The organism is Pseudomonas sp. ASL4 (assembly GCF_056680395.1).
Genome location: NZ_CM155280.1, coordinates 3,747,329 through 3,759,593, shown reverse-complemented (window position 1 = coordinate 3,759,593; position 12,265 = coordinate 3,747,329). Strand labels below are relative to the sequence as shown.

The window sequence follows — 12,265 nt, the reverse complement described above, 5'->3', positions numbered from 1 at the left end:
CTTCGCGAGCAAGCCCGCTCCCACAGGGGAACGCATTTCAAATGTGGGAGCGGGCTTGCTCGCGAAGGGGCCATCCGCTACACCGAAGATTTCACAACAGACGGACTGGTCCGCATCGAACACAACCCGTAGTAAATCAACCCTCCCAGCGCCGAGCCGGTAAACCAGCCATAGCTGTAAAACCAGCTGAATGCGCTGCTACCGAGCGACAGCAACGTCAGCACCACCGGCACGCCAAACGCGATAAACCCAAACCAGTTCCACGCCGGATAGACGTCATCACGATAGAGCCCGGCCAGGTCCAGTTGCTGTTTCTTGATCAGGAAATAGTCCACCACCATGATCCCGGCAATCGGTCCGAGCAGGCTGGAATAGCCCAGCAACCAGTTGGAATAGACGGTTTCCAGGCTCACGTTCGAAACGATCAGCCCAAGCTTTTTCAGCAGTTCATGCCCCATCAGCAGCAACCCGACCAGACCGGTGAGCATCACTGCTTTAGTACGGTTGATCACCTTCGGCGCGATGTTCTGGAAGTCGTTGGTCGGCGACACGATGTTGGCCGCAGTGTTGGTCGAAAGCGTGGCGATGATGATCAGCGCCATGGCTACCGCAACCCACACCGGGCTTTGGATATGGCCGATCAGACTGACCGGGTCGGAGACGGTCACGCCCACCAGTTTCACCGACGCGGCGGTCATGATCACGCCGAGGGAGGCGAACAGGAACATGGTCAGCGGCAGACCGAAAATCTGCCCGAGGATCTGATCCTTCTGGCTTTTGGCGTAGCGACTGAAGTCCGGGATGTTCAGGGACAGCGTGGCCCAGAACCCGACCATCGCCGTCAGCCCGGCGGCGAAGTAACTGACCACGCTCGCGCCTTCAGGACGTTTCGGTGGAATCGCCAGCAATTCGGTCATCGAGACATTGGGCATCGCCCACACCAGCAAGCCAATGCCGACCGCCACCAGAAGCGGTGCGGACAGGGTTTCCAGCCATTTGATCGACTCGGCGCCGCGCAGCACCACCCACAGGTTCAACGACCAGAAGATCATGAAACCGATGACTTCCCCGGTCCCGCCGAGGGATTTCCAGCCCTCGAAAATCGAGCCCAGAAACAGGTGAATCGCTAACCCGCCGAACATCGTCTGGATACCGAACCAACCGCACGCTACCAAGGCGCGAATCAGGCACGGCACGTTGGAGCCAAGGATGCCGAAGGAAGAACGCAGCAACACCGGGAACGGGATGCCGTACTTGGTGCCGGCGAACGCGTTGAGGGTCAGCGGGATCAGCACGATCAGGTTGGCCAGCAGAATCGCCAGCAGCGCTTCGCCAACGCTCAAGCCAAAGTACGCCGTGAGCACGCCGCCGAGGGTGTAGGTCGGCACGCAGACCGACATGCCGATCCACAGCGCGGTGATGTGCCATTTGTTCCAGGTTCGTTCGTGCACCTTGGTCGGTGCCATGTCGTGGTTGTAACGGGGACTGTCGAGGACGTCGGTGCCGGCTTCGAGCTCAAACAAGCCGTCGCGCTCGGTCACTTGCGATCTGATCTGTTGCATGGCCGCTCCACTGTTCTTTGAATTATTTTTGCTCATCAGGGGCTGGCGCCAAGGAGCGCGAGCCGACGATGGCCGGAGGAACTGACAACTTTTACGGACCGGCCAAGGTGTCAGCGGCGGCATCAATAAACGTGCCGGGTGCCCCGCTTGCGCATCGGGCCGTGCCATAAAACCTTTATAACCAACTGATGTTTATCAGTTTTATTTATCCAACTATTGAGCCTTCGGTTACTTGTCACGCCACTCAGGCCGAATGGGCGGCAAGTTGTCCGAACAGTCAGGACTCAATCTGGTGCATGAATCTTTTTTTTAAAGTTGCGGATCAACCATAGACCATCCTCAAACGGCTGATTTCACATAGGAAATCTCGTCGATTTTCAGATCCTGTCAAGTGCGTCAAAATGGTGAGAGGCCTCACCATTTTGGTGATTTTTATATTTAACTGTTATTTATCAATAACTTAATATCGATATAAGCTTATAAAAAATATTCTTGCTCATTCCAATAACACCAGCTAGTTTCTATTCCTGACAGCCCTGACAGGAATACACCTGTTTGCGGCCGCTTCATATAAAACATTTAGAACCGGCATAAGTCGGTCATGCCTGCGAGGAACTCGGAATGTCTCTGTTGATCCGTGGCGCCACCGTTATTACCCATGATGAAAGTTATCGCGCCGACGTCTATTGCGCCGACGGCGTGATTAAAGCCATCGGCAACAATCTGGATGTTCCGGCGGGTGCCGAAGAACTCGACGGCAGCGGCCAATACCTGATGCCCGGCGGCATCGACCCCCACACGCATATGCAACTGCCCTTCATGGGCACGGTGGCCAGTGAAGATTTCTTCAGTGGCACGGCGGCGGGTCTGGCCGGTGGCACGACGTCGATCATCGACTTCGTGATTCCCAATCCGCAGCAGTCGTTGATGGAAGCGTTTCATCAGTGGCGCGGCTGGGCCGAGAAGTCGGCGTCGGACTACGGCTTCCACGTGGCGATTACCTGGTGGAGCGAGCAGGTCCGCGAGGAAATGGCCGAACTGGTCAGCCATCACGGCATCAACAGCTTCAAACATTTCATGGCTTACAAGAACGCGATCATGGCCGCCGACGACACCTTGGTGGCGAGTTTCGAGCGTTGTCTGGAACTCGGTGCGGTGCCGACCGTGCATGCGGAAAACGGCGAACTGGTCTATCACCTGCAACGCAAGTTGATGGCCCAGGGCATCACCGGCCCGGAAGCGCATCCGCTGTCGCGACCATCGCAAGTGGAAGGCGAAGCCGCCAGCCGGGCCATCCGCATTGCCGAAACCATTGGCACGCCGTTGTACTTGGTGCATGTCTCGACCAAGGAAGCCCTCGACGAAATCACTTACGCCCGCAGCAAGGGTCAACCGGTGTACGGCGAAGTATTGGCCGGGCATCTGCTGCTGGACGACAGCGTCTACCAACACCCGGACTGGCAGACCGCCGCCGGTTACGTGATGAGCCCGCCCTTCCGCCCCCGCGGCCATCAAGAAGCGCTTTGGCACGGCCTGCAATCGGGCAACCTGCACACCACGGCCACTGACCATTGCTGCTTCTGCGCCGAGCAAAAAGCCGCCGGGCGTGACGACTTCAGCAAGATCCCGAATGGCACCGCCGGTATCGAAGACCGCATGGCGGTGCTCTGGGATGAAGGCGTGAACACCGGTCGCTTGTCGATGCAGGACTTTGTCGCGCTGACCTCCACCAACACCGCGAAGATTTTCAACCTCTACCCACGCAAAGGCGCGATCCGCGTTGGCGCCGATGCCGACCTGGTGCTGTGGGACCCGGAAGGTACGCGAACCATCTCCGCCAAAACCCACCATCAGCAGGTGGACTTCAACATCTTCGAAGGCAAGACCGTGCGTGGTGTGCCCAGCCATACCGTCAGCCAGGGCCGCGTGGTCTGGGCCGATGGCGACTTGCGCGCCGAGCGCGGCGCCGGGCGGTACATCGAACGGCCGGCGTACCCGGCGGTGTTTGATTTGCTGAGTAAGCGGGCTGAGTTGCACAAACCTACCGCCGTCAAGCGCTGACCCCTGTGGCGAGGGAGCTTGCTCCCGCTGGCCTGCGCAGCAGGACCAACACCAGTCGACCCTGGGTGTCAGGTGTATCCAATCGACTGGATATGGGGCGGCTTCGCCGCCCAACGGGAGCAAGCTCCCTCGCCACAGGTTATGCATGAACACCCAATGCCCACCAGAGGCAGCACCTCAAAAAAACATGAGGCCTTAAACCGTGATCAAGACCCTGAACCACCTCCCGCATCCCTACGAGAATGCGGCCACCCTCGCCGGCCATTTCACCGATCTGGCGCCGCCGCTCAACGACCGTCAGGCGCATCTGGAAGCCTCGCGCTGCCTGTATTGCTACGACGCACCGTGCGTGAACGCCTGCCCGAGCGAGATCGATATTCCGTCGTTCATCCGCAATATCCATCAGGAAAACGTCCAGGGCGCCGCGCAGAAAATCCTCTCGGCAAACATCCTCGGCGGCAGTTGCGCCCGGGTTTGCCCGACCGAAATCCTCTGCCAGCAAGCCTGCGTGCGCAACAACGACCATGAGTGCGCGCCGGTGTTGATCGGCCTGTTGCAACGCTATGCCGTCGATAACGCAAATTTCAGCGAGCACCCGTTCCAGCGCGCTGCCGCTACCGGCAAGCGCATCGCGGTGGTCGGCGCCGGCCCGGCCGGTTTGTCCTGCGCTCACCGCAGTGCCATGCACGGCCATGACGTGGTGATTTTCGAAGCGAAGGAAAAGGCTGGCGGCCTCAATGAATACGGGATCGCCAAGTACAAACTGGTGGACGATTACGCGCAAAAGGAACTGGATTTCTTGCTGCAAATTGGCGGCATCGAAATCCGTCATGGTCAGAAACTCGGCGAGAACCTGACCCTGAGCGAACTGCACCAGCAATTCGACGCGGTGTTCCTCGGCCTCGGCCTGGCCGCCAGCAAACAACTCGGGCTCGATCACGAGGACGCGCCGGGGCTGGTCGCCGCCACCGACTACATCCGCGAACTGCGCCAGGCTGATGACCTGACACAACTGCCCTTGGCCGATCATTGCATCGTCCTCGGCGCCGGCAACACCGCCATCGACATGGCCGTGCAAATGGCTCGTCTCGGGGCTCATGACGTCAATTTGGTGTACCGCCGTGGCGTCGAGGACATGGGCGCCACCGGTCATGAACAAGACATCGCCAAAGCCAATCAGGTGCGCTTGCTGACCTGGGCACAACCGGAAGAAGTGTTGCTCGACGATCAGGGCAACGTGCGCGGCATGCGTTTCGCCCGTACCCACATGGTCGAAGGTCGCTTGCAAACCACCGGACAAACCTTCGAACTGGCCGCCGATGCGATCTTCAAAGCCATCGGCCAGGCCTTCGATGGCAGCGCCCTCGCCGACCCGCTGGCCCGGGAGCTCAAGCGTCAGGGCGAACGCATTCAGGTGGATGAAAACCTGCGTACCAGCATCCCCGGCGTGTATGCCGGTGGCGACTGCACCAGCCTCGATCAGGACCTCACGGTGCAAGCGGTGCAACACGGAAAACTGGCCGCAGAAGCCATCAACGCTCAACTCATGCTCAACGTGGAGGCTGCGTAAATGGCCGATCTCTCGATTGTCTTCGCTGGCATCAAAGCCCCCAATCCGTTCTGGCTGGCCTCCGCGCCGCCCACCGATAAAGCCTACAACGTGGTCCGCGCTTTCGAGGCCGGCTGGGGCGGTGTGGTCTGGAAAACCCTGGGTGAAGACCCGGCGGCGGTCAACGTGTCATCGCGGTACTCGGCACACTTCGGGGCTAACCGCGAGGTCATGGGCATCAATAACATCGAGCTGATCACCGACCGCTCGCTTGAGATCAATCTGCGGGAAATCACCCAGGTCAAAAAGGACTGGCCGGACCGCGCGCTGATCGTCTCGTTGATGGTGCCGTGCGTCGAAGAGTCGTGGAAGTTCATCCTGCCGCTGGTGGAAGCCACCGGCGCCGATGGTATCGAACTGAACTTCGGCTGCCCTCACGGCATGCCGGAACGGGGCATGGGTGCGGCGGTCGGCCAGGTGCCGGAGTACGTCGAACAGGTCACCCGCTGGTGCAAGACCTATTGCTCGCTGCCGGTGATCGTCAAACTCACGCCAAACATCACCGACATCCGTGTTGCCGCCCGCGCGGCCCACCGTGGCGGCGCCGATGCGGTGTCGCTGATCAACACGATCAACTCGATCACCAGCGTCAACCTGGAACAAATGGTCGCGATTCCCACGGTTGGCCATCAAAGCACCCACGGCGGTTATTGCGGTTCGGCGGTGAAGCCGATTGCGCTGAACATGGTCGCTGAAATCGCCCGCGACCCGCAGACCCAAGGCCTGCCGATTTGCGGCATAGGCGGCATCGGCAGTTGGCGCGATGCGGCTGAATTCATCGCCCTGGGCAGCGGCGCGGTGCAGGTGTGCACGGCGGCGATGCTGCATGGCTTCCGGATTGTCGATGAGATGAAGGACGGCTTATCACGCTGGATGGACAGTCAGGGTTACACCAGCATTTCGCAGTTTTCCGGGCGCGCGGTGGGCAACACCACGGACTGGAAGTACCTGGACATCAACTATCAGGTGATTGCGAAGATTGATCAGGAGGCCTGTATCGGTTGCGGGCGTTGCCATATTGCTTGCGAGGATACGTCGCACCAGGCGATTGCCAGCCTCAAGCAGGCGGATGGGACGCATAAATATGAAGTGATTGATGATGAGTGCGTGGGGTGCAATTTGTGCCAGATCACTTGTCCGGTGGCGGATTGTATTGAGATGGTGCCGATGGACAGTGGGAAGCCGTTTCTGGATTGGAATCATGATCCGAGGAATCCTTACCATGTTGCCCTTTAGGATCTGCTGCGCCTGATCTGACGCCTTCGCGAGCAAGCCCGCTCCCACATTTGGAATGCATTTCAAATGTGGGAGCGGGCTTGCTCGCGAAGGGGCCATTGGCTGCGCTGAAAATCTCAGGGTTCCAACCCAATCCCGCGCAATATCACACTCGTCACCGTCTGCACCGCCCGCTCGAACTGCATGTCCGACAACGCCTGATGATCATTCAGGATATTCACCTGATGATCAAAGTCCGCGTAATGCTGGGTCGACGCCCAGATCATGTACAGCAACGCTGAAGGCTCCACCGGCAAGATCCGTTTGTCCTCGACCCACTGGCGAATTTTCGCTTCTTTCATCTTGGCCCAGTCGTACAGGCTGACGTCCAGCGCCTCACCCAACGTTGGCGCGCCGTGAATAATCTCGTTGGCCCAGACTTTCGAACCGTACGGCCGGCTGCGGGAATGGTTCATCTTGGCGCGGATGTAGCTGCTGAGCACCACGCGCGGGTCGTCGAACATCTCAAAGCACAAGGCGTCCTGCTTCCAGACTTCCAGCAGGTCGAACAACACCGCGCTGTACAACTCGCTTTTGGTGCTGAAGTAGTAATGCAGATTGGAGCGCGGCAGTTGCACTTCGGCGGCGATGTCCGCCATGGCGGTGCTGCCGAAGCCTTTTTCGGCGAAAACCTTCTCCGCCCCCAGCAGAATTTTCTCGACGTTACTGCGACGAATCTCGATCTTGTGATTGCCCATGAGGGCTCCCTGACAACAGCGTTGCCCAAGACTAGCATCCGCTCTGGGTCGCGGCGACAGGCCATTTTCACTTCCCCCGGGAAAACCGATTCGGTAGCATCCGCCGCTCTTTTCTCGCCGCAATGGATCACCCACCGTGAACATTCGACCCCGCGTCGCGGCCGACGATGCCGCCCTCGCCGCCCTTTGGGAACGCTCGGTGCGCGCCACCCATGACTTTCTCACTGAAGACGATATTCAGTTTTTCTATCCGCTGGTGCGCGATGCCTACCTACCAGCGCTGACAGTGTGGGTCGGTGAAAACCCGGACGGCACGCCCGCAGGCTTCATCGCCACTGGCGGCAACAATGTCGAAATGCTCTTTATCGAACCGGCCCAACGGGGTCAGGGCGTCGGCCGACAGTTGCTCGACCACGTCAACGCCCTGCACCCGACCCTGAACGTCGACGTCAACGAACAAAATCCCCAGGCCCACGGCTTCTATCTGCACTATGGTTTTGAACAGAGCGGCCGCTCGGAAACCGATGGTGAAGGTCGACCGTTCCCGGTGATTCACCTGACGCTAAAACCGGAGTAAACATTTCCCGGCGCGCACCGTTCATGCTTAAGTGACGCCCATTCCCCTGCCCCGAAGGTAATTGACCATGTTGCTGAAAAAAGCCCTGACCACCGCCGCCCTGCTCGGCTCGCTGCTCGCCGCTTCATCGGTGTTCGCCCACGCCCATTTGAAAAGTGAAACACCGGCCGCCGACAGCACCGTGACCGCGCCGACTGAACTGCGCCTGGTGTTTTCCGAAGGTGTTGAAGCGACCTTCACCAAAGTCAGCCTCAGCAAGGACGGCGCCGACGTTGCGGTGAAAAGCCTGGCCACCGAAGGCGCCGATAAGAAAACCCTGATCGTCACCCCGGCAGCGCCGTTGGCGGCGGGTGCTTATAAGGTCGAGTGGCACGCGGTGTCGGTCGACACCCACAAAAGCGAAGGCGCCTACAGCTTCAAGGTTGGCCAGTAATTCATGACCGACGCGCTGGTGCTGTGCCGCTTCCTGCATTTTGTGGTGGTGCTGATGCTGTTCGGGGCCTGGCTGTTCAGGCCGCTGTTGCTGAAAGCTGACGCCCACAACCTGGATCGGCAACTGGCGCGCGTCACCCGCGGGCTGACCGCCGTGGCACTGGTCAGCGGCGTGAGCTGGTTGCTGCTGATCACCGCCAGCATGGCCGGGGCCTGGGACGCGGCGTTCGATCCCTCGACCCTGCGCCTGGTGCTGCGCAATACCTTTTTTGGCCAGGTCTGGACCTGGCACCTGCTGCTCAACGCCGTGCTGATGGGGTTGCTGCTGACACCACTGCGCACGAACGTGCCGTTGCGGTTGATCGTCAGCGGCCTGTTGCTCGCGACCCTGGCACCGGTGGGTCATGGCGCAATGCTCGACGGTCTCAGCGGCCAGTTGCTGATCCTCAATCAAATCATTCACCTGACCTGCGTCGGTGCCTGGCTCGGCGGGCTGATGCTGTTGGTGATGATTCTGCTGCACCCGAACAGCGACTCATTGAGCGCGGTTTTGCGCCGTTTCAGTGGGATCGGCTACGGCTTGGTCGCAGCGTTGGTGATCACCGGTTTGATTAACGTGCGAGTGCTGACCGGGGCGTTTTGGCCGACGCCGCTGCTGTCCGGGTTTGCCTTGATTCTGTTGATCAAGGTGGTGCTGGTCGCGGTGATGCTGGGGCTGGCGTTGTTCAATCGGTTGCGGATCAAGGACTGCGAGCAACGGGTTGGCGTGCTCAAGACCAGTGTAATTCTGGAGTGGTTGCTGGGGATGGGCGCGGTGGCGGCGGTTTCGCTGCTGGGCACCATGCCGCCGATGATTGTGGGTTGAAACACATACCCAATGTGGGAGCGGGCTTGCTCGCGAAGGCAGTATCTCAGGCGACATCGATGTTGGATGTGCCTCCGTCTTCGCGAGCAAGCCCGCTCCCACATTTAGTTTTGTGTGGTGTCAGGTTTATTGCTATCGCCTTCTGCCGCGGTATCAATGCTCACCACCACCGACATCCCCGGCCGTAACCGTTCAATCTGTTCCTGATCCGCATCCACCGTCACCCGCACCGGCACCCGCTGGGCGATTTTGACGAAGTTGCCGGTGGCGTTGTCCGCCTGCAACAGGCTGAACTCGGAACCGGTGGCCGGTGAAATCCGCTGCACCCGCCCCTTGAATTTACGATGGTCGAGCGCGTCGACGGTGAAGCTCACCGGTTGGCCGACTCGCACGTCGTCCATCTGGGTTTCCTTCATGTTGGCAATCACCCACAACTGGTTCGGCACCAGCGCCATCAACTGCGCACCGGAGTTGACGTAGGCACCCAAGCGCACACCGATCTGTCCGAGCTGACCGTCACGCGGGGCCAGCACCCGAGTGTTGGACAGGTCGATCCGCGCCAGTTGCACCGCCGCTTCCGCGCTGGCCACCGCCGCTTCCAGCGAACCGCGATTGACGATCACGGTTTGCAGGTCCTGCCGGGCGATTTCCAGGTTGGCCTGGGCTTGGGCCACCGAAGCAATGGTCTGGGCGTTGGCGGCGAGGGCCACGTCCAGCTCACGTTTGGACACCGAGCCGTCATTCACCAGTTCTTGGTTACGCCGCAGATCGGCCTCGCTCTTGCGCGACTGTGCCTGACTGTCGGCAATGGCGGCCTGCCGCAACTTGATGGTTGCTTCGGCGCTGTTGCGTTGCTGCACCACATTGGCCAGCGCGGCTTTCTGCACCGCCAGTTGTGCCAGGGATTGATCGAGGTGTTGCTTGTAGATCCGGTCATCGAGGCGCACCAGCAGGTCGCCGGCCTTCACAAACTGGAAATCCGTCACCGGCACTTCGTACACATAGCCACTGAGCTGCGGGCCGATGATTGTCACCTGGCCGCGGACCAAAGCGTTTTCGGTGGTTTCCACCGCGCTGCCGAAGGGCGGCAGTTGCCAGGCGTACAACACGATCAGCACACCGACGATGGCAATCGCCGCGAAGCCCATGGACGAGACGATCCGCACCCGCAACGAGCGCGGCTCAGTGGCCGGCGAGGACGGTGGCGCAACACCTTCAGGCGTGGCGGCGATGGCGTTGGTGGTCGTAGTGGTCGGTTCGGTCATGAAGAAGTGGCACCGCTGGATGGGACGGAAGGAGTGGCAGGCGCTGGGGCGACGGCTTGAGTAGTGCTCATCAGCCACAGGGCGCGAATGGAAATCCAGATCATGGTCAGCACGGCAATCACCGCGATCAGCATGAATACATCGTTATAGGCCAGCACATTGGCCTCGCGAGTTGCCGCCGTGGCCAGGCTGCGAATGCCCTGAAGATTGCGCAGGCTCGGGTCGGCGATCACCGAACCCACCGCGTTGCCGCCGCTCTGCACTCGAGCCGCGACACGCGGATCAAGCAAGGTCAGGTTTTCAACGATATTGCTGGAATGGAATTTCTCGCGAACGATCTGGAACGTGCCCAGTAGCGCCGCGCCGATCAGGCCGCCGAGGTTCTGGCAGATCCCGAATAACACCGAAAAACTCACCAGGTTACGCGGGTTGGTCAGCACGTTTCGCGTGCCGAGAACCATGGTCGGGCCGAGGAAAAACGTGCCGCCGAAGGCCAGTAGAAACTGGCTGAAGTACATGTTTTCCGGGCGAGTCAGGTTGTTCGAATAACTGTCCATCACCGAGCCGACCGCCATCAGCGCCAGGGATACGATCAGCGGCATGAACAGGTGTTTGGGGTCGATGGTCAGGGCACTGGTCGCCAGGCCGGCGATGCTGCCGAGCAACATCACCACGTAGAGGCTGTGCAACTGCTGACTGCTCATGTTCAGCGCCTGCATGAAACCGACCGCGCCGGTGGACTGCTCCGACAGCACCATGCGAATCAGGATCACCGCCAGGGCCAGGCGAATCATCACGCCACTGCCGAGCCAACGGGTCATCAGCATCGGGTTGCTGCGGTTATGTTCGATGGCAAGGCCGGCGAGGATCAGCACGATAGACGCCGCCGAGGCCACGCCGATCCATGGCGCTTCCAGCCACCAGTCGATGCGTCCCAGCGACAACACCGCACAGAGCAACGCCACACCTGTGGCGAGGATGGCGAAGGTCAGGAAATCAAGTTTTTCGAAGGTTTTGAAGCGATCGCCCGGTGGCAATTTAAGCAAGAAAACACAGCCCAACGTCAGCAGCGCCATGCCCAGTTCGAACAGGTATAAGCCGCGCCATTCGGCGATTTGCATCAAGTCTTCAGAGAATAATCGCGCCAGCGGTAATGCCAGTTGCGAAGTGCCGAGGCCCAGCACCAACGCCTTCATCCGCCATTTCGCCGGGAAGGCCTGGATCATGTAATACAGGCCGAGCGAACTCAGCGCCGCACCGACCATGCCGTGGGCCGCCCGCACGGCAATCGCCGAACTCAGGTCGTTGACGAACAAATGGCCGAAGGTCACCAGGGCGTAGAGCACCAGGAAGACTTCGGTGAACGCCCGCAAGCCGAACTGCTGGCGGAACTTCACCAGCAACAGGTTCATCGAGACGTTGGTCATCACGTAGGCCGCCGGCAGCCACGCCATCTCGGCGGTGGTCGCGCCGAGTGCGCCTTGCAGGTAAGGCAGGTTGGCAATCACCAGCGAATTGCCGAGGCCACCGGTCAACGCCACCAGCAAACCCACCAGCGCATACGCCAGCCGCTTGGGATTGGAGTGCTCGGGCGTCGAAGGGGAACCGGGCAAACTGGGCCGCTCGTGGGGCTGCCAATTGCGCGGGGCGTAGTGATCCATTCAATGGCCTTGTTCTGGGGATGCCTGCAGTTTGCCGGAAAACGACCGGCAAAACACGAACCCTGTAGGAGCGAGCGGGCGGCGTTCCGACTTGCCCGCGAAGACGGACCGTCAGCCACCATCAATGTTGAATGTTAGATCGCCTTCGCGGGCAAGCCTCGCTCCTACAGGGCTATTTTGGCACACGCATGTCATCGTACAACTTGTGATTGACATTCCCTCAAACCCTCGCAAATAATCGCCGCCAATGTTGTACGACG

At 60.0% G+C, this 12,265-nt stretch carries 10 protein-coding genes; 6 read left to right on the top strand and 4 right to left on the bottom strand.

Features of this window, described 5'->3' with window-relative positions; translation table 11 throughout:
- Positions 1–77: 77 nt before the first annotated feature.
- Entirely contained in the window at positions 78–1,562 is a 1,485-nt protein-coding gene (locus tag AC1MEW_RS17005; protein ID WP_322268819.1) for an NCS1 family nucleobase:cation symporter-1, read from the bottom strand.
- A gap of 621 nt (positions 1,563–2,183) precedes the next feature.
- Between AC1MEW_RS17005 and hydA the strand changes: the two genes are divergently transcribed.
- The 3 genes from hydA to preA all read left to right on the top strand — a co-directional run bounded on the left by hydA (position 2,184) and on the right by preA (position 6,468).
- Positions 2,184–3,623 (top strand): dihydropyrimidinase, encoded by a 1,440-nt coding sequence (gene hydA / locus AC1MEW_RS17000; protein WP_201204420.1) that lies wholly within the window; start codon positions 2,184–2,186, stop codon positions 3,621–3,623.
- Positions 3,624–3,825: 202 nt separating this feature from the next.
- A complete protein-coding gene (locus AC1MEW_RS16995; RefSeq protein WP_201204421.1) occupies positions 3,826–5,193 on the top strand; it encodes an NAD(P)-dependent oxidoreductase in 1,368 nt (455 codons plus the stop codon).
- Positions 5,194–6,468, top strand: a complete 1,275-nt coding sequence (preA, locus tag AC1MEW_RS16990; RefSeq protein ID WP_201204422.1) for an NAD-dependent dihydropyrimidine dehydrogenase subunit PreA — start codon at positions 5,194–5,196, stop codon at positions 6,466–6,468.
- Between the two features lie 116 nt (positions 6,469–6,584).
- Here the strand turns inward: preA and AC1MEW_RS16985 are convergent, their stop codons facing one another.
- On the bottom strand, positions 6,585–7,205 hold the full coding sequence (locus tag AC1MEW_RS16985) for a TetR/AcrR family transcriptional regulator (RefSeq protein WP_201197383.1): 621 nt from the start codon (positions 7,203–7,205) through the stop codon (positions 6,585–6,587).
- 136 nt (positions 7,206–7,341) lie between these two features.
- On the opposite strand from AC1MEW_RS16985, the gene AC1MEW_RS16980 reads away from it, so the two are divergent.
- The 3 genes from AC1MEW_RS16980 to copD all read left to right on the top strand — a co-directional run bounded on the left by AC1MEW_RS16980 (position 7,342) and on the right by copD (position 9,079).
- Complete coding sequence (locus AC1MEW_RS16980) at positions 7,342–7,782, top strand: acetyltransferase (protein WP_201254944.1); 441 nt, start codon at positions 7,342–7,344, stop codon at positions 7,780–7,782.
- A 67-nt stretch (positions 7,783–7,849) separates the two neighbouring features.
- Complete coding sequence (copC, locus tag AC1MEW_RS16975; RefSeq protein WP_201254945.1) at positions 7,850–8,215, top strand: copper homeostasis periplasmic binding protein CopC; 366 nt, start codon at positions 7,850–7,852, stop codon at positions 8,213–8,215.
- 3 nt (positions 8,216–8,218) lie between these two features.
- The gene (gene copD, locus AC1MEW_RS16970) at positions 8,219–9,079 is read left to right on the top strand and encodes a copper homeostasis membrane protein CopD (protein ID WP_323570535.1); all 861 of its coding nucleotides are present in this window, start codon (positions 8,219–8,221) and stop codon (positions 9,077–9,079) included.
- A 104-nt stretch (positions 9,080–9,183) separates the two neighbouring features.
- On the opposite strand, the gene AC1MEW_RS16965 is transcribed toward copD, so the two are convergent.
- On the bottom strand, positions 9,184–10,344 hold the full coding sequence (locus AC1MEW_RS16965; RefSeq protein ID WP_322268820.1) for an HlyD family secretion protein: 1,161 nt from the start codon (positions 10,342–10,344) through the stop codon (positions 9,184–9,186).
- Positions 10,341–12,005, bottom strand: a complete 1,665-nt coding sequence (locus AC1MEW_RS16960; protein ID WP_201204430.1) for an MFS transporter — start codon at positions 12,003–12,005, stop codon at positions 10,341–10,343. Before AC1MEW_RS16960 ends, AC1MEW_RS16965 begins: the two co-directional genes overlap by 4 nt.
- Positions 12,006–12,265: the final 260 nt, after the last annotated feature.

Bases quoted from the DNA above. Each gene is read 5' to 3' on its own strand.
- AC1MEW_RS16985 (WP_201197383.1), bottom strand. From the start codon at position 7,205: ATGGGCAATCACAAGATCGAGATTCGTCGCAGTAACGTCGAGAAAATT.
- AC1MEW_RS16960 (WP_201204430.1), bottom strand. From the start codon at position 12,005: ATGGATCACTACGCCCCGCGCAATTGGCAGCCCCACGAGCGGCCCAGT.
- hydA (WP_201204420.1), top strand. From the start codon at position 2,184: ATGTCTCTGTTGATCCGTGGCGCCACCGTTATTACCCATGATGAAAGT.
- copC (WP_201254945.1), top strand. From the start codon at position 7,850: ATGTTGCTGAAAAAAGCCCTGACCACCGCCGCCCTGCTCGGCTCGCTG.
- AC1MEW_RS17005 (WP_322268819.1), bottom strand. From the start codon at position 1,562: ATGCAACAGATCAGATCGCAAGTGACCGAGCGCGACGGCTTGTTTGAG.
- AC1MEW_RS16965 (WP_322268820.1), bottom strand. From the start codon at position 10,344: ATGACCGAACCGACCACTACGACCACCAACGCCATCGCCGCCACGCCT.
- copD (WP_323570535.1), top strand. From the start codon at position 8,219: ATGACCGACGCGCTGGTGCTGTGCCGCTTCCTGCATTTTGTGGTGGTG.
- preA (WP_201204422.1), top strand. From the start codon at position 5,194: ATGGCCGATCTCTCGATTGTCTTCGCTGGCATCAAAGCCCCCAATCCG.